The 17,177-nt window shown below is 65.5% G+C and carries 14 protein-coding genes; 8 read left to right on the top strand and 6 right to left on the bottom strand.

Annotated features, from left to right (window positions below):
• Positions 1-67 precede the first annotated feature (67 nt).
• From rsmA to AC239G_RS13605, 3 genes are read left to right on the top strand one after another with little or no spacing between them, the layout of a single operon-like run.
• Positions 68-1,021 carry a 16S rRNA (adenine(1518)-N(6)/adenine(1519)-N(6))-dimethyltransferase RsmA gene (rsmA, locus tag AC239G_RS13615; RefSeq protein WP_487489053.1) on the top strand — a complete coding sequence of 318 codons (954 nt, stop codon included), beginning with the start codon at positions 68-70 and terminating at the stop codon, positions 1,019-1,021.
• Positions 1,018-1,965, top strand: coding sequence for a 4-(cytidine 5'-diphospho)-2-C-methyl-D-erythritol kinase (locus AC239G_RS13610; protein ID WP_434590878.1), 948 nt, complete (start codon positions 1,018-1,020; stop codon positions 1,963-1,965). The genes rsmA and AC239G_RS13610 overlap by 4 nt, the downstream gene beginning before the upstream one ends.
• Before the next feature lie 2 nt (positions 1,966-1,967).
• Positions 1,968-2,741 carry a FadR/GntR family transcriptional regulator gene (locus AC239G_RS13605; protein WP_482400554.1) on the top strand — a complete coding sequence of 258 codons (774 nt, stop codon included), beginning with the start codon at positions 1,968-1,970 and terminating at the stop codon, positions 2,739-2,741.
• 62 nt (positions 2,742-2,803) lie between these two features.
• Here AC239G_RS13605 and AC239G_RS13600 read toward each other — a convergent pair whose 3' ends face one another.
• Positions 2,804-4,207, bottom strand: coding sequence for a GntP family permease (locus tag AC239G_RS13600; RefSeq protein WP_139908669.1), 1,404 nt, complete (start codon positions 4,205-4,207; stop codon positions 2,804-2,806).
• Between the two features lie 50 nt (positions 4,208-4,257).
• Positions 4,258-4,770 carry a gluconokinase gene (locus AC239G_RS13595; RefSeq protein WP_229664230.1) on the bottom strand — a complete coding sequence of 171 codons (513 nt, stop codon included), beginning with the start codon at positions 4,768-4,770 and terminating at the stop codon, positions 4,258-4,260.
• Positions 4,771-4,895: 125 nt separating this feature from the next.
• Between AC239G_RS13595 and gndA the strand changes: the two genes are divergently transcribed.
• Both gndA and AC239G_RS13585 read left to right on the top strand, forming a co-directional pair.
• Positions 4,896-6,338: an NADP-dependent phosphogluconate dehydrogenase gene (gndA, locus tag AC239G_RS13590; RefSeq protein WP_487489052.1), complete on the top strand. Its 1,443-nt coding sequence runs from the start codon at positions 4,896-4,898 to the stop codon at positions 6,336-6,338.
• A gap of 151 nt (positions 6,339-6,489) precedes the next feature.
• On the top strand, positions 6,490-7,632 hold the full coding sequence (locus tag AC239G_RS13585; protein WP_139908666.1) for a pyridoxal-phosphate-dependent aminotransferase family protein: 1,143 nt from the start codon (positions 6,490-6,492) through the stop codon (positions 7,630-7,632).
• A gap of 287 nt (positions 7,633-7,919) precedes the next feature.
• On the opposite strand, the gene AC239G_RS13580 is transcribed toward AC239G_RS13585, so the two are convergent.
• From AC239G_RS13580 to AC239G_RS13565, 4 genes are all read right to left on the bottom strand, one after another.
• Positions 7,920-8,969: a homocysteine S-methyltransferase family protein gene (locus AC239G_RS13580; protein WP_259357717.1), complete on the bottom strand. Its 1,050-nt coding sequence runs from the start codon at positions 8,967-8,969 to the stop codon at positions 7,920-7,922.
• 222 nt (positions 8,970-9,191) lie between these two features.
• Positions 9,192-10,598, bottom strand: coding sequence for an acyltransferase family protein (locus AC239G_RS13575; RefSeq protein ID WP_487489051.1), 1,407 nt, complete (start codon positions 10,596-10,598; stop codon positions 9,192-9,194).
• 113 nt (positions 10,599-10,711) lie between these two features.
• On the bottom strand, positions 10,712-11,062 hold the full coding sequence (locus tag AC239G_RS13570) for a TraR/DksA family transcriptional regulator (protein ID WP_248283944.1): 351 nt from the start codon (positions 11,060-11,062) through the stop codon (positions 10,712-10,714).
• Complete coding sequence (locus tag AC239G_RS13565; protein WP_139468458.1) at positions 11,063-12,919, bottom strand: ABC-F family ATP-binding cassette domain-containing protein; 1,857 nt, start codon at positions 12,917-12,919, stop codon at positions 11,063-11,065.
• A gap of 326 nt (positions 12,920-13,245) precedes the next feature.
• On the opposite strand from AC239G_RS13565, the gene AC239G_RS13560 reads away from it, so the two are divergent.
• The 3 genes from AC239G_RS13560 to AC239G_RS13550 all read left to right on the top strand — a co-directional run bounded on the left by AC239G_RS13560 (position 13,246) and on the right by AC239G_RS13550 (position 17,176).
• Entirely contained in the window at positions 13,246-14,313 is a 1,068-nt protein-coding gene (locus AC239G_RS13560; protein ID WP_248283945.1) for a BMP family lipoprotein, read from the top strand.
• 74 nt (positions 14,314-14,387) lie between these two features.
• On the top strand, positions 14,388-15,947 hold the full coding sequence (locus AC239G_RS13555) for an ABC transporter ATP-binding protein (protein ID WP_139468459.1): 1,560 nt from the start codon (positions 14,388-14,390) through the stop codon (positions 15,945-15,947).
• Complete coding sequence (locus tag AC239G_RS13550; RefSeq protein ID WP_487489050.1) at positions 15,944-17,176, top strand: ABC transporter permease; 1,233 nt, start codon at positions 15,944-15,946, stop codon at positions 17,174-17,176. Before AC239G_RS13555 ends, AC239G_RS13550 begins: the two co-directional genes overlap by 4 nt.
• Position 17,177: the final 1 nt, after the last annotated feature.

The following is a 17,177-nucleotide window of genomic DNA, read 5'->3' as shown; positions in this document are numbered from 1 at the left end:
GGACCGGCCGAACCGCCGGGCCGCCGAGGTGATTGTGCGAGCCGACCGTTGCGGTAAGTTGTTGGCTGTGACGTTATTGACCGCCCGCGATATCCGCGAATTAGCCGCTGACATCGGTCTGCGCCCGACGAAGCAGAAGGGCCAGAACTTCGTCATCGACCCCAACACCGTGCGCTCGATCGTCACCGCCGCAGGGCTCGATGAGAACTCGAACGTCGTCGAGATCGGTCCGGGACTCGGTTCGCTCACCCTCGGCCTGCTCGAAGCCGGTCACAGGGTCACCGCGGTCGAGATCGACGAACTGCTCGCACAGAAGCTGCCGAGCACCGTCGACAGGTTCGCCGGCAGTGAGGCACCGTTCCAGCTGGTCAACGCCGATGCACTCCGCGTCACGACGCTGCCCACGCCGCAGCACACCACCAAAGCCGCGACCGACACGCCTGACGCCGATGCCGAGAACCAGCCCGATGCGCTCGTGGCGAACCTGCCCTACAACGTGGCCGTGCCCGTGCTGCTGCACTTCCTCGAGACCTTCCCGAGCCTGACAACCGTCCTCGTCATGGTCCAGCTCGAAGTCGCCGAACGGCTCGCCGCCGCCCCCGGCTCCCGCACCTACGGAGTCCCCAGCGTCAAAGCCCAGTGGTACGGGGACGTGCAGCTGGCGGGCAAGATCGGCAAGAACGTGTTCTGGCCGGCCCCGAACATCGACTCCGGACTCGTCCGCATCGACGTCACCCGCACCGACCGCGACCCGGCCGTGCGCAGCCGCCTCTTCACCCTCATCGACGCCGCTTTCGCCCAGCGCCGCAAGACCCTGCGCGCAGCCCTGTCCGGATGGGCCGGCAGCCCCCAACAGTCCGAAGACCTGCTGACGGCCGCCGGAATCGACCCGAAGACCCGCGGCGAGGCCCTCACCGTCGCCGACTTCCAACGCCTCGCCGCTGTTGCCGTCGACGACGGTGGCGCCTCCAACGGAGATGCCGCTGCACCGGCCCCGCCCGCCGAGGATCCCTCACCATGACCGTCCCGCTGCATCCGCGCATGACGATCCCGGCCCCGGTGAAAGTGCAGGCGCCGGGGAAGATAAACATCCACCTCGGTGTGGGTGCGGCGAACAACGGGTATCACGAACTCGCGACCGTATTCCAAGCGCTCAACCTCGGCGAGACCCTCACTCTCATTCCGGGCGGAACACGAACGATCATCGTCCAGGGCCGCTACGCGGATGCCGAGGTCCCACGCGATGAATCGAACTTCGCCAGACGCGCCGTCGACCTCCTCATCGCCGCGCTCGAGGGCGACCGGGATGTCGATGTGCTGCGCGACCTCGACATCGTCATCGACAAACAGGTGCCCGTGGCCGGCGGAATGGGCGGGGGATCGGCCGACGCGGCCGCCGCGCTCGTCGGAGCCGCTCACCTCGTCGGCGGAGTCGATGAGGCGATCCTCCACCAATGCGCGGTCGCCGTCGGGGCCGACGTCGCTTTCCTCCTGCGCGGTGGCACGGCCATCGGCCACGGTCGCGGGGAGAAGCTGAGCCCCGTGCTCACCCGCGGAACCTTCCACTGGGTGATGGCCACCTCGGCGTCGCCCCTGCCCACCCCGGACGTCTACGCCCGCTTCGACGAACTCAACCCCGACCCGGCACCCGCGACCGTCCCCGATCAGGTGCTCACGGCGCTCGCCGCCGGCGAACCGGACTCGCTCGCGGAATTCGCGGCGAACGATCTCACCGAGGCGGCCGTGTCCTTCATGCCCGAAATCGCCGAGGTGATGGAGGCCGGCCGGGACGCCGGCGCCGTCCTGCCCCTGCTCAGCGGGTCAGGGCCGACGATCGGCTTCCTCGCCCGCGATGCCCACCACGCCCTCGACCTCGCTGTGCTCCTGCAGGCTACGCGCGGCGTCAACGAAGCACTGCGCACCACCGGGCCCGCCCCCGGAGCGCATATCGTGGACGGCGGCTGACCGTGGGGGAGGAGAACCAGACCCCCGCCGAGGCGGCCGACAGTCCGAAATCGAGCCCGGAGAATCGCGGCAACCTCTATGAAACGCTGCGCGATCAGGTCGGACAGGACATCGTCTCCGGGCGGCTGGCCGCCGGGACGATCATCAAGGCCGAAGATCTGCGTGCCCGCTACGATGTGTCGCTGTCGGTGGTGCGCGAAGTCGTCCGAGTCCTCGAATCATTGGGCATGCTGCAGCCGATCCGTCGGGTCGGCCTCGTCGTGCTCGCGATGAGCGAATGGATGCTGCTCGACCCGCTCGTCATCCGCTGGAGGATGACCGAGGCGCCGGCGCGGCAGCTGCGGTCGCTGACGGAACTGCGAGTGGCCATCGAACCCGAAGCGGCCGGACTGGCCGCACAGTATGCCCCTGCAGAAGCCGCCGAGGAGATCATGGGTCTGGCCGCTCGGATGCGAGCCTCGGGCAGGCAGGGCGATGTCGAGGCGTTCCTCGAAGCCGATGTGGAATTCCACCGGGCAGTGCTCGGCGCCGGAGGCAACGAGCTCTTCGCCGCCTTCGACACCGTCATCGGCGAGATCCTCGCCGGCCGCACCGGAGCGGGACTGATGCCGAAGTTCCCGCACCCGGATGCCCTGCAATGGCACTTCGACGTCGCCGATGCCATCGGCGGGCAGGACCCGGCCCGGGCGAAGGACGCGATGGCGAAGATCGTGGCCAAAGCCGATGCGGAGATGGGCAGCGTCTGGGCTGACGAACCCCGGCACCCCAGCAATTGACGAAGGTGCCGAGGCGCCCGGGCATCTGAGCACCCAAGCGCCCGGGCGGCTGAGCACCGGCTTCAGAACAGGCTGACGACTCCGTAGAGGGCGAGGCTGAGCAGGAATCCGACGGTGCCGAGCAGCGTCTCGGCGACGGTCCAGGTCTTCAGCGTCGTCTTCGTATCCATCCCGAAGAAGCGGGACACCAGCCAGAAGCCGGAGTCGTTGACGTGGCTGGCGAAGACCGAACCGGCGGCCAGCGACAGCACGATCGCCACGACCTGCAGGCTCGAGAAGTCCGGATTGCCGACGACGATCGGCTGGACCAGTGCCGCCGCGGTCGTCAGCGCCACCGTCGCCGAACCCTGTGCGATACGCACGATCGCGGCGATGACGAAGCCGGCGACGATGACGGGCAGGCCGAGGGCAGCCAGCGAATCGGCCAGGGAATCGCCGATGCCGCTGGCACGCAGCACTCCGCCGAACATGCCGCCGGCACCGGTGATGAGGATGATCGAGCACACCGGGCCGAGCGCGGAGTCGACGACGGTCTCGATGAGCGACTGGTCCTTCTTCTGCTTCCAGCCGAGCAGCCACATGGCGATGACGACGGTGATGAGCAGGGCGATCGGCGTCTCTCCGAGCAGTCGCAGGGAGCTGATGCCCACCGATTCGATATCGACCCACCCTGCTTCACCGGCGAAGTTCAGCCCGGTGTTGAGGAAGATGAGCACGAGAGGCAGGACGAGGAGGAAGATGACGTGGCCGAGCTTCGGGCGCGAGGCGAAATCTTTGAAGTTGTCGTCCTTCCCGGCCGAAAGGACCGTCGGGACCGGGACGTCGATGCGTTTGCCGATGATGAGCCCGAACAGATACCCGGTGAGGTACCAGGAGGGGATGGCGATGATGATTCCGCAGATGAGGACGAGGCCGACGTTCGCGCCGAGCAGTCCGGAGGCTGCGACAGGGCCGGGGTGCGGGGGTACGAAGATGTGCATGGCGGAGAATGCCATGGCCGCAGGCATCGCGTAGAGCAGCAGAGACCCGCCGAGGCGGCGCGCGATCGTGAAGATGATCGGCAGCATGACGACGAGGCCGGCGTCGAAGAAGATCGGGAAGCCGAAGAGCAGCGAGGTCACGCCGAGGGCGAAGGGTGCGCGCTTCTCACCGAAGAGGCGGATGAGGGCGTCGGTGAGCACCTCGGCGCCGCCGGAGAGTTCGAGCATCCGCCCGAGCATCGCACCGAGTCCGACGAGCAGAGCCACACTGGCCAGGGTGGATCCGAAGCCGTCGTAGAGGACGTCGATGAGGTCGCCGGGCATGATGCCGGCGGCCAGTGCTGTGATCACTGAGACGATGACGAGGGCGATGAAGGCGTGGACGCGTGCCTTGATGATGAGCAGGAGCAGCACGGCGATCGCCGCGGCTGCGATTCCCAGCAGGGCCGGAGTCGGCAGGGTCCAGGCCAATTCGAGTTCGGTCATTGTTCCTCTTCCTTGAGGTCAGATGGATGGGCGGACGGTGGACGGGACGATCATGCGTTCAGCCGCTTTACGGATTCGAGGATCGCATTCAGAACCTCGGGAATCGACCGGTCGACGTCGACGGTGGCGTGAGCTTCCTCGGCAGCGAGCGGTTCGAGGGTGGCCAGCTGCGAATCGAGCAGATCGGGAGACATGAACTCGTGGTCGCGGCGGGCCAGATGGTCGGCGATGACCTCGCGAGGACCGTCGAGGTGGATGAAGACGAGTGAGGGTGCCGACCTGCGCAGCAGGTCACGGTAGGTGCGCTTGAGCGCGGAGCACGCGATGACCGGGGCCGGGGTGCGGGCGGCCTCGACGGCGACGCTGTTAAGCCAGGGGGAGCGATCCTCATCCGTGAGCGGCACCCCGGAACTCATCTTCGCTTTGTTCGCCGCGGAGTGCAGATCGTCGGCGTCGACGAATCGACGGTCGAGGGCGTGCGCCACCTGCGCGCCGAGGACGGTTTTGCCGGTTCCCGAGACACCCATGATGACGAGCGGTGGAAGGAAAGGGCTGTGACCCATAACCGAAACCTCTCGATAAAATATGAAGAAATATCTATAATCAGTTATTAAAACAGATTTATTGCACCGTAGTGCTGGTGGGAAGCGACTGTCAACACTGCTGATCACAGGGAAGAAGGATGCTGATGAAGGCCGATGTCGCGGTGATCGGAACCGGCGTGATGGGGTCGAATCTCGCCCGCAACCTCGCCCGTGAGTCGGGCCGCCGAGTGGCCGTCTACGACCGCGACGTCGAGCGCGCCCAGAACCTGGCGCAGGACTTCCCCGAGGCGGACTTCCTCGTCGCCACCGACCCGACCGACCTGGCCGGGAAGCTCAACGAACCACGAGTGGCGATCCTCATGGTCAATGCCGGAGGCGCCACGGATGCGGCGATCGGCGATCTCGCCGAGGCGTTCGCCCCCGGAGACATCATCGTCGACGGCGGCAACTCCCACTTCCGGGACACGATCGCCCGCGGGACCCGACTCGATGGCACCGGCATCGAGTTCGCCGGGGTCGGCATCTCCGGGGGAGAGGTCGGCGCCCTGCTCGGGCCTTCCCTCATGGTCGGCGGATCGGAGACCGCATGGCAGCGCCTGCGTCCCCTGCTCGAACCCATTGCTGCGAAGGTCGGAGACGAGGCCTGCGTCGATCACATCGGCACCGACGGGGCCGGCCATTTCGTCAAGATGGTCCACAACGGCATCGAATACGCCGATATGCAGCTCATCAGCGAGGCCTTCACCCTCCTGCGTGACGGCCTGGGCATGACACCGCCCGAGATCGCAGAAGTCTTCGCCGACTGGAACACCGGAGAGCTCGAGTCCTACCTCATCGAGATCACCGCCGACGTCCTCGACCACGTCGATGAGGCGACGGGTCGGCCGTTCGTCGACATCGTCGCCGACGCCGCGAAGGCCAAGGGCACGGGTGCGTGGACGGCGCAGGTCGGGCTCGATCTCGGGGTTCCGGTGCCCACCATCGCCGAGGCGGTCTTCTCCCGTTCGCTGTCATCCTCGGTCGATCTGCGCGCTCAGGGACTCCGCTTGGCCGGTCCCCGTCCCGGCGCCGGATCGTCGTCGTTGTCTCCGGACGAGCGTGCGGCTCGCATCGAGGAGATCGGCAAGGCCCTGCTGCTGGGCAAGGTGATGGCCTACGTCCAGGGCTTCCACGAGATCGCGGTCGGGGCAGCCGAACACGGATGGGACATCGACCTCGGGGCGCTCGCCGGAATCTGGCGGGCCGGGTGCATCATCAGGGCCCGCCTGCTCGATCGAATCGTCGAGGCCTTCGACGTACCGACTCCGCCCGAGAACCTGCTGGCCGCCGACTTCGTCCGCGAGGTCGCCGACCGCTGCCAGGAATCCCTGCGGACGACCGTGGTCGAGGCCATCGGTCACGGAATCGCCGTGCCTGGACTGTCCTCGACGCTGGCCTACTTCGACGGACTGCGCACCGAGGCGGGCAGTGCCGCACTCATCCAGGCCCAGCGCGATCGCTTCGGTTCGCACACCTACACGCGCACCGACCGTCCCGGGTTCTTCCATACCCTGTGGTCGGGGGATCGGGGTGAAGTCGAAGTCTGATCGTCGGGCCGCCTCGGTGATGGTCGACCGGAACGACGGGGCCGCCTCGGTGCGCGGTGAAACTGACGTTCGGCCGCCTCGGCGAGGGTCGCTGCGGTCTCACTGATCGACTCCGGTGGCCCGGATGGCGGACTGTCGATATGTTAGAGCCATGACTTTGCCACACGAAGATGTTGACCCGGACGGACTGCTCGAATACTCGGTGGTCTTCACCGACCGATCGCTCAACCACATGTCGCAGCGGTTCGTATCCGTGATGCAGGAGATCAACCGGATCCTGCGCTCGGCCTACGACGCCGATTCCGCTGCCATCGTCCCCGGCGGCGGCAGCTACGCCATGGAATCCGTTGCCCGTCAGGTCGCCACCGGCAAGAAGGCGCTGATCGTGCGCAACGGTCTGTTCTCCTTCCGCTGGTCGCAGATCCTCGACGCCGGAGCCATCGCCTCGGAGACGACCGTGCTCAAGGCCTCCCCGGACAGTGCCGAGCACCAGTCGCCGTGGTCGCCGGCCCCCGTCGCCGAGGTGGTCGCCGCCATCGAGCGCGAGAAGCCCGCTGTCGTGTTCGCTCCCCACGTCGAGACCGCCTCGGGGATGCTCCTGCCCGATGACTACGTTCGCCAGGTTGCCGAGGCCGTGCACTCGGTCGGCGGAATCTTCGTTCTCGACTGCATCGCCTCGGGCGCGGTGTGGGCGTCGATGACCGACCTCGGTGTCGATGTGCTCATCTCCGCTCCGCAGAAGGGGTGGAGCGGATCGCCGTGCGCCGGCTACGTCATGCTCAGCAAGGCCGGCCGTGCCGCCGTGGAGGCGTCCACCTCGACGAGCTTCGCGATGGATCTGAAGAAGTGGCTGTTCATCGCCGACGAATACGAAGCCGGCCGTGCGCCGTACCATGCGACGATGCCCACCGATGCTTTGGCGCACAATGCCAAGCTCATGGTCGAAAGCGAGGAGCGCGGCTTCGATAAGCTCGCCGCCGCGCAGGCCGAACTCGGACAGCGCGTGCGCGCGGTCTTCGCCGAACGCGGACTGCCCTCGGTGGCTTCGGACGAGTTCGCCTCGCCGAGCGTGGTCGTCGTCCACACCGACAATCCGAAGCTCGCGACCGGTGCCAGCTTCAAGGAAGTCGGTGTGCAGATCGCTGCCGGCGTGCCGCTGCAGTGCGATGAGCCCGAGGACTTCTCGAGTTTCCGCATCGGCCTGTTCGGTCTCGACAAGCTCGGCGACATCGACGGCACGATCGCGCGCCTCGAGGCCGCTCTCGACTCGATCGGCGTGACCGCCGAAGCCTGAGCGCTCACGGGCGACCCCGCGCGGTCGCCAAGCATCACGCACCGTAACCGGCACTGCCTACAGGCAGAACGCCGGGAAGCATCACGCACCGCCAGTGGCACTGCCTACCGGTAGTCGCAGCACATACAGTCAGCGCTATAACCTCCCGTTCCTGCGAGGGGTTATGGCGCTGACTGTATGGGGTGGCCCTGACAGTGAGGGGGGGGGTGCTCAGAACGCTCGAGTGCCTTATGGCGGGGACGCTCAGGCACCCTCGTTCGCCTAGCTGTGAGCGATGCTCCCGAGTCTCAGGCAGTGTCTCCGAGGGCCACGACGTTGTCGGCGAGCCGTTCGTTGCTGCCGTACATGAAGTGGTTGGCCATGTTCTCGGAGAAGCGGCTCGCATCGGTGGTCAGTCCGACCGCCTCGGCGACCTCGCGGATGTGCATCGGGGTCGCGCCGCAGCACACTCCGATGTAGTTGACGCCCAGGTCATAGGCTTCCTTGGCGAACGCGCCGATCTCGTAGCGGTTGGTCTGCAGGGGATCGAGAGCGGTGGGGAACGTGCGTCCGTGCGGGGAGGCCACCTCGGCGCGGGGGTCGGAGAGGTTGAAGAACGTCGGCTCGTCCTCAGTGGTGCGGTAGGGGATCGGCAGGGCGCCGACGTGACAGGACACTGCCTGACGGATCTCTTTCAGCCACGGCAGCATCGTCGCGGGACCGCGGAAGCAGTTGAGCCCGACGACATCGACGCCGAGCTGCTCGAGGCGCTGCGCGGTCTCGACGATCCCGACCCCGTCGGCCATCTCCTGGAAGGCCATCGGGGCGAGGGTGAGGACGACGGGCAGTCCGCTGGCCTTGGCGATCTCGGCGGCGGCGATGGCCTCACCAGCGAAGTAGAAGGTCTCGCCTATGATGAGGTCGGCACCTTCCTCGACCGCCCAGGCGACCATCTCGGCGAACATGGCTCGCACCTCGGACTGCTTGGACTCGTCGGCGGGGTCCCAGATGTTCGAGTTCGAGATGTTGCCGGCCATGAAGTTCCCGGGCTTGGCGTCGGCTACCGACCGGGCGATCTGGAGGGCGGCGCGGTTGAGCGGTTCGAGCAGATCTTCCTTGCCGATCACGCGCATCTTCTCGCGGTGCCCGTTGTAGGTGAAGGCCTCGACGATGTCGGAGCCGGCCCGCTGGAAGTCGACGTGGAGGGAGCGCAGGGCGTCGGGGAACTCGAGGGCCACCTCGGGGACGAACTCGCCGGCAGACAGATATCCGCGCTTCTCGAGCTCGAACAGGAAGCCTTCCGCGCAGATCACGGGGCCGGCATCGAGGCGTTGGGTCAGGGCGTTGGTCGCGGTCATGGATGCTCTCCGATTCGATGATGTGGCCGAGCCCGGGCAAACGGCCCGAACATTGTTATCACACCATCAATCGGCGCAGTGAGGTCCGTCACATCGACATAATTCGACGCTGAAGGCCATGAAAGAACACGACCTCGCCGAGGCGGCCCGACCGAAAGCCTGCAATGTCGGGCTCCGGTGGGGTCCCCGCAAAGATCAGCGACCGCCGAGGCGGCCCGATCGTCAGCGGTCCTCGTCGCCGCTGAGATAGACCGGCAGGCGACGGTAGCGCACTGCCCGCTGGGCTGCGCCGGCGGGCACCTCCTGAGTGGGTTCGTAGGTGGCGTTGTTCTGCGGAACCTCATGTGAACCCGGCAACGGGTACGGCTCGCCCGCAACCGGGGCGGGGGAGGCGAACGACTGTTGCTGACCGGGCTGCTGTTCGTAGCCGGGGGAGTGCTGGTAGCCGACTCCGGGCATGGGCTGCAGCCCGAGTCCCTGCCGGTCCGGTCCGTCGCCCTCGCTGTAGGCGTCCCCGGGGTGATAGGTGTCGCCGGTGTAGCCGGCATCTCCACGGCGACCTCGCTCTCCGCGATTTCGCCTGCTGCGGCCTCGCTCTCCGCGACCTCGCCCGCTGCGACGGTCGGAGTCCTCCGGCCGGAGGAAGGGGAACGGTTTGAGCAGCAGGCCGGTGACGGTCGAGGACCACCAGCGCAGGGCGCGTTCGAAGGGCGACCAGGCGAGCAAGCCCGTCCAGACGACGGCCAGGGCCACACAGATGAGCAGGACGACGGCGTCGTGGAGGACGTTGCGGCTTTCGTCGAGGACCGGCTGCAGGGCGCGGACGACGAATCCGTGGAGGATGTAGACAGCGAGGCTGTTCTTGCCGATCGTCGCGATCGTGTCCTTCGTATTGCTCAACCAGGATAGAAGGGCCAGCGTCAGCAGCACCGCTCCGATGTCGACGATGAGTCGCAGTCCCACGCCTTCGGGAACGCTGACGTCGAAGTGGGCGAAGTTGAGGCTGCCGTAGAGCCAGTTGTAGTCGACCTGGTCGAGGAAGAAATATCCGACGGCCGCGAGGGCAGCGGCACTGAGACAGAGTTTCTGCCAGATCGCGAGGCTGCCCGCCCAGTCGATGATCTGCTTGCCGTAGAGCTTGCCGATGACGAAGAACGGCCAGAACGCCATCGTCCGAGCCGCGGAGAGCTCGGTGTCGAGGACCGGCAGCAATCCGCCGAAGAGCCCGACGACCAGAGAAGCGACGAGCATCGTGCGCGGGAATCGCTCGATGAAGGGGACCGTTATCATCCACCACGCCATCGACAGCAGGAACCACGTGTACCAGAACGGTCGGAGGAAGTCGTAGTCGGGATTGAGCCCGAAGAGCCACATCCACCCCCACATGAGCGGCAGCACCGTGGCGAGGAGGACGAAGTAGGTCAGAACCCGTTCGGCCAGTTTGTTCGACTTCGCCGTGATGCCGGCAAGGAAGACGAACGCCGGCATGTGGAACATGTAGACGAAGTACATCGGTGCGCCCAGGATCGGCGACTCCCATGGGGAGGTCCTGGCGAGGAGGTGGCCCAGAACCACCAGGAAGATGAGTATTCCCTTGGCGCGGTCGATGCGATAGTCCCGTGATGACACGCCGATACACTACCGCACCCGGCAGGCTTTGGGGAAAGTTCAGACCGGCGCCGAGGCGGTCGCCCGGTCGTGTGCGACGGTGCACTCGTGCGTGCGAAAGGGGATGGAAACGACTAGCCGCGGGCGGCGCAGTTCACGCATTTGGCCGCGTAGGGGCGGGCCTCCAGCCGCGCCTCGGCGATGGGTCTGCCGCAGTCGATGCAGGTCCCGAACGTGCCCGCGTTCAGGCGGTCGACCGCCTCGGCGATCTCCTCGAGGCGATTCTCGGACTGTTCGAGCAAGGTCGCGGCCTGCGACCGTTCGAAGGCGAGCGTCGCCCCTTCCGGATCGTGCTCGTCGTCGCTGTTGTCGCCCTCGCGAGCGGCCGAGACCTCATCGATTCCCTGAGTCAGGCGGTCGATGAGCGCCTGCGTCTCCGCTCGTTCCGCCTCGAGCAGGTCTCGCATCGTCGCTTCGTCGATCACTCAGGCCTCGAGAGCTTCGGACGCTTCGAGCCAGCGCATCTCGAGTTCGTCGAGTTCGTCCTGGGACTCGCGGATCGCGGCCGTGAGCTTGGCCAGTCCCTCGAAATCGGTCTGGTCGTGGGCGGCCATCTCCTCGTGCTTCTTCGCGATCTGAGTGTTCAGCTTGTCCATCCGCCGCTCGATCGACGACAGTTCCTTCTTCGCCGCCCGGGCTTCCGCGCCGGACAGCTTCGGAACCGATGCGGATCCCTCGCTCGCCGAGGCGGCCCCACCGGAACCGGTCCCGTCGTTTCCCGCTGTGGCCCCGTTCGAACCGCCGGAAGCCCTGTTCGAACCTGCAGTGCCGCGGCATTCCTGTTCGGCTCGCAGCCGCAAGTACTCTTCGACGCCGCCGGGAACATGGCGCAGTCCGTTGTCGAGGATCGCGTACTGCTGATCGGTGACCCGCTCCAACAGGTACCGGTCGTGGGAGACGACGATGAGGGTGCCCGGCCAGGAATCGAGGAGATCCTCCATCGCCGCGAGCATGTCCGAGTCAACGTCGTTCGTCGGCTCGTCGAGGATGATGACATTGGGTTCGGCCATGAGCAGCAGCAGAAGCTGGAGTCGGCGCTTCTGCCCGCCGGAGAGCTCCTTGACCCGGGCGGACAGATGCTCCTTCGCGAAGCCGAGCCGTTCGAGCAGCTGGGCCGGAGTGAAGTCCTTGCCTTCGATGTTGAACGAGGTCTTCGACTCGGCGAGGACTTCGCGCACACGGGATTCGGCGATGCGGGCCAGATCCTTGAACTGCTGATCGAGCACACCGATCTGCACGGTCTTGCCGCGCTTGACCCGACCCGCATCGGGTTCGATCTCTCCCGAGACCAGACCTAAGAGCGTCGACTTCCCAGCACCGTTCGGACCGAGGATCCCGGTGCGCTCACCGGGACCGATGCGCCACGTGACATCCTCCAGAATCGTGGTCTCGGCGAAGTGCTTGGACACGTCGAGCAGATCGACGACGTCCTTGCCCAGGCGGGCCGTGGCCATTTTCTTCAGCTCGATCGGATTGCGCACCTCCGGCACATCGGCGATGAGCTGGTTGGCGGCTTCAATGCGGAACTTCGGCTTCGACGTCCGGGCGGGAGCACCGCGTCGCAGCCATGCGAGTTCCTTGCGCATGAGATTCTGTCGCTTCGCCTCGGTGGCGGCGGCGATCCGATCGCGCTCGACGCGCTGGAGGACATAGGCGGCATAACCGCCTTCGAAAGGCTCGACGATGCGGTCGTGGACCTCCCAGGTCTTCGTGCACACCTCGTCGAGGAACCACCGGTCGTGGGTGACCAGCAGCAGGGCTCCCGCGTTCTTCGGCCACCGCCCGCGAATATGCTTCGCCAGCCACGCGATGCCGTCGACATCGAGGTGGTTCGTCGGCTCATCGAGGATGAGCATGTCCCAATCGCCGATGAGCAGAGCCGCCAGAGCCACTCGGCGGCGCTGACCGCCGGAGAGCGAGGAGATCCGCGCATTCCAATCGAGATCGGCGATGAGACCGGAGATGATGTCACGGGCCTGCGGATCGGCGGCCCATTCGTGATCGGCGGCATCGCCGACGACCGAGAAGCCGACGGTTGCCTCGTCATCGAGGTCATCGCGCTGGCCGAGCATGCCCAGACGCAGCCCGCCGCGATACGTCACGCGTCCGGAATCGGGTTCGATGGTGCCCGCGAGCATGCCGAGCAGGCTCGACTTGCCGTCGCCGTTACGGCCGACGATGCCGATCATGTCACCGGACTCGACACCGAGAGTGACCGAGTCGAAGACGACGCGCGTGGGATATTCGAGGTGGAGGGCTTCTGCCCCGAGGAGATGTGCCATAGCAGTCTCTAGCCTAGTTCACCGCGGTTCGTCTTCTGCGCCGTCGGTCCGGCGGTCCACCTACTTCGTTCGTCGTCTTTCTGTCTCAAAGTCAGAGGCCTCCGCGTTCGCATCGCGGACCGAAAACGGTCATGCATGACGGAATATTTCTTTTTCATATCGGTGTCCGTGATTGAGGTGCTAGCGGAGCCGCTGAAATGACTTCGGTACATTAGACTGACCGAAACTCATTAAAATATGACAGTTCGTCCAGTGGTTTCACATTTTCGGTAGGGGCAGACAGGGCCCTCATCCGTGTGCACTGTCTGTATCAGAAAAGAGAAAACGTGAAGAAGCTCGCTTCAGCGGTGTCGATGATCGCCGCATCCGCCCTCGTCCTCTCGGCCTGTGGTTCAGGCGAAGGAGGCGAATCCGGTTCGGATTACCTCGCCTGCATGGTCTCCGACTCCGGCGGTTGGGACGATCAGTCCTTCAACCAGTCCGGTCGGGAGGGCATGGAGAACGCGAAGAAGAACCTCGGCATCGAAGAGAAGCTCGCCGAATCGCAGGGCGACGCGGACTTCGGGCCGAACGTCGACAACATGGTGCAGCAGGGCTGCAACCTCACCTTCGGCGTCGGATTCCTCCTCGAGGACACGATCCAGGAAGCCGCCGAAGCGAACCCGGACCTCAACTTCGCGCTCATCGACTCCACATTCTCCGACGCCGACGGCAAGCCGGTGACGATCGACAACGCCAAGGCAGTCGTCTTCAACACCGCCGAGGCCGCGTACCTGGCCGGCTATGTTGCGGCCGCGACCTCGGAGTCGGGCAAGGTCGGCACCTTCGGCGGCATCCAGATTCCGTCGGTGACGATCTTCATGGACGGCTTCGCCGATGGCGTGGACAAGTTCAACGAGGAAAACAAGAAGGACGTCAAGCTGCTCGGCTGGAACAAGGAGAAGCAGGACGGATCGTTCTCCGGTGACTTCGAGAACCAGGGCCAGGGCCAGGAGCTGACCAAGCAGCTCATTTCGCAGGGCGCCGACGTGATCATGCCCGTGGCCGGACCCGTCGGCCTCGGTGCCGCAGCGGCGGCGAAGGAAGCCGGCGACGTCAACCTCGTGTGGGTCGACTCCGACGGCTACGAGTCGACCGAATACGGAGACATCATCCTCACCTCGGTGGTCAAGCAGATCTCGCAGGCCGTCGAAGACACCATCAAGGAAGGCTCGGAGGACAACTTCTCCAATGAGCCCTACGTCGGTACGCTTGAGAACGAAGGCGTGGGCCTCGCTCCGTACCACGACTTCGAGGACAAGGTTCCCGAGGACGTGAAGAAGAAGGTCGAGGATCTGAAGAAGCAGATCGTCGATGGCAGCCTGGTCGTCGAGTCTGAGAGCACACCGAAGTAAGCTCGTCGGTTAAACTGCAGGGCCGAGTTCTTTCGGCCCTGCAGTTTTCAAGTTTGTGAGGAGAACCGGAAGCAGTGAAACTCGAGCTTCGCGGGATGACCAAGGTGTTCGGATCGTTCGTGGCCAACGACCACATCGATCTCACCATCGAACCGGGCGAGATCCACGCCCTGTTGGGTGAGAACGGCGCCGGCAAGTCCACCATGATGAATGTCCTCTACGGACTCTACGACGCCGATGGGGGAGAGATCCTCATCGACGACAAGCCGGTGAAGTTCTCCGGGCCGGGCGACGCCGTCGCTGCGGGCATCGGCATGGTACACCAGCATTTCATGCTCGTGCCCGTGTTCACCGTCGCCGAATCCGTGGCGCTGGGCTACGAACCGACGAAGAGCCTCGGGCTCCTCGACATCAGCGAGGCGCGCAAGAAGGTCAAGGAGATCTCTTCGCGTTTCAATTTCAACATCGATCCCGATGCCCTCATCGAGGATCTGCCGGTCGGCGCCCAGCAGCGAGTGGAGATCATCAAGGCCCTGTCCCGGGATGCCGAGATCCTCATCCTCGACGAGCCCACGGCTGTGCTCACTCCGCAGGAGACCGACGAACTGATCTCGATCATGCGCCAGCTCAAGGAGCAGGGCACGTCGATCGTCTTCATCACCCACAAACTCCGTGAGGTCCGGGCGATCGCTGATTCGATCACGGTTATCCGCCGCGGAAAGATCGTCGGCGAGGCCTCGCCGGAGTCGACTGAGACCGAGCTGGCCAGCCAGATGGTCGGCCGAGCCGTGTCGCTGACGACCGAGAAGGAGGCCGCCGATCCCGGCGATGCCACCTTCCAGGTGCGCGGACTCACCGTCGTCGACAAGGCCGAGAACGTCGTCGTCGACGATGTGTCCTTCGACGTCCGTCGCGGCGAGATCCTCGCCGTCGCGGGCGTCCAGGGCAACGGGCAGACCGAACTGGCCGAGACGATCATCGGTCTCACCGAACCGCGGTTGGGCACGATCACCCTCGACGGGAAGAAGCTCGTCGGGGATTCGGTCAAGGACCGCCTCGGTGCCGGTATCGGATTTGTTCCCGAAGATCGGTCGACCGACGGCATCATCGCGGAGTTTGCGATCCGCGAGAACATGATCCTCGACGTCTACGATCGTGAGCCCTATGCCAAGGGCCTGAATATGCGGTCGAAGGTCATCAACGAAGAGGCGAAGAAGAAGGTCGAGGAGTTCGACATCCGCCTCGGCAGCGTCTCCGATCCGATCTCGACCCTCTCCGGCGGAAACCAGCAGAAAGTGGTGCTCTCCCGCGAGCTCGGCCGCGATCTGCGACTGTTCATCGCCAGCCAGCCCACCCGCGGACTCGACGTCGGATCGATCGAATTCGTGCACAAGCGCGTCATCGCCGAACGCGATTCCGGCACCCCCTGCATCATCGTCTCGACCGAACTCGACGAGGTCTACGGCCTCGCCGACCGAATCGCCGTGATGTACGCCGGGCGCATCGTCGGCATCGTGGGACCCGAGACCTCCCGCGAAGCACTGGGCCTGATGATGGCCGGCGTTCCCGCCGACGAAGCCCTCGAGGCGACGGACGACGACTCAGCCACCACCTCGGCGGAGGAGACCAAATGACGACTGATATCTCACCGGCGGCTCCTTCCGCGGCACCGCCGCCGGAGTCCGAGACCGAGGACGGCAAGGAACAGACTCTGCTCCAGCAGATCATGTCGGGATCCTGGCTGGTCTCGCTGCTGGCGATCGTTCTCGCCCTTCTGTTCGGCGGTGTCCTCATCGCTGTGTCGAACGCGGAGGTCGTCGCGGCGGCCGAGAACTTCTTCGCCGCTCCCGGCGAGTTCTTCGCCACGCTCTTCCAGACCGTCGGCAATGCCTATTCGGCGCTGTTCCGCGGAGCGGTCTTCGACTGGGACGCACGCACCACCGAACGCGCCATCCGCCCCCTGACCGAATCGATGGTCTCGGGCACCCCGCTCATCCTCACCGGTCTCGGCATCGCCTTGGCCTTCCGCTGCGGTCTGTTCAACATCGGCGGTCAGGGCCAGGTCATCCTCGGCGCGACCATCGCCGGATTCCTCGGCTACGCGCTGCCGCTGCCTCCCGTCGTCCACATGCTCGTGGCCGCGATCGGCGGAATCATCGGCGGTGCGATCTGGGCCGGAATCGCCGGTGTCCTCAAGGCACGCACCGGTGCCAACGAGGTGATCGTGACGATCATGCTCAACTCGATCGCCGGCTACGCACTGGGCTACCTGCTCAAGCAGAACTGGTTCACGCACACGACCTCGGCGAACCCGCAGTCCCGCGTCATCGACGACTCCGCGCAGATGTTCCTGCTGCTGCCACCGCCGTTCCGTCTCCACTTCGGGTTCATCATCGCCATCCTCGCCACGATCTTCGTGTGGTGGCTGCTCGAGCGTTCGACGATCGGCTTCGAGTTCAAGGCCGTCGGCGCGAACCCGCACGCGGCCCGGACCGCAGGCATCTCCGTGTCGAAGGTGACGATCCTCGTCATGATCGTCGCCGGTGCCCTGGCCGGACTCGGCGGTGCCGCTCAGGTGCTCGGCACCGAATACAAACTCACCGGCGGAATCAGCGGATCGATCGGCTTCGACGCCATCACCGTCGCCCTGCTGGGAAGGTCGAAACCGCTGGGGACGTTCCTTGCGGGCCTGCTCTTCGGCGCGTTCAAGGCCGGCGGCTACCTCATGCAGTCCCAGACCGGTACGCCGATCGACATCGTCCTCGTCGTCCAGTCCGTCATCGTGCTGCTCATCGCGGCCCCGCCCCTGGTGAGGTCGATCTTCCGGTTGCCCACACCGGTGCTCAAGCGGAAGGAGGACTGAG

It is taken from the genome of Brevibacterium sp. Lmc1 (assembly GCF_057654315.1).
Note: the sequence above shows the minus strand (reverse complement) of the source record. Positions and strands in the feature narration are given on the sequence as shown.

What these genes read in the sequence shown, in the direction of transcription:
- AC239G_RS13610 (WP_434590878.1), top strand. Translation starts at nt 1,018, where the DNA reads ATGACCGTCCCGCTGCATCCGCGCATGACGATCCCGGCCCCGGTGAAA.
- AC239G_RS13600 (WP_139908669.1), bottom strand. Translation starts at nt 4,207, where the DNA reads ATGACCGAACTCGAATTGGCCTGGACCCTGCCGACTCCGGCCCTGCTG.
- AC239G_RS13595 (WP_229664230.1), bottom strand. Translation starts at nt 4,770, where the DNA reads ATGGGTCACAGCCCTTTCCTTCCACCGCTCGTCATCATGGGTGTCTCG.
- gndA (WP_487489052.1), top strand. Translation starts at nt 4,896, where the DNA reads ATGAAGGCCGATGTCGCGGTGATCGGAACCGGCGTGATGGGGTCGAAT.
- AC239G_RS13585 (WP_139908666.1), top strand. Translation starts at nt 6,490, where the DNA reads ATGACTTTGCCACACGAAGATGTTGACCCGGACGGACTGCTCGAATAC.
- AC239G_RS13580 (WP_259357717.1), bottom strand. Translation starts at nt 8,969, where the DNA reads ATGACCGCGACCAACGCCCTGACCCAACGCCTCGATGCCGGCCCCGTG.
- AC239G_RS13565 (WP_139468458.1), bottom strand. Translation starts at nt 12,919, where the DNA reads ATGGCACATCTCCTCGGGGCAGAAGCCCTCCACCTCGAATATCCCACG.
- AC239G_RS13550 (WP_487489050.1), top strand. Translation starts at nt 15,944, where the DNA reads ATGACGACTGATATCTCACCGGCGGCTCCTTCCGCGGCACCGCCGCCG.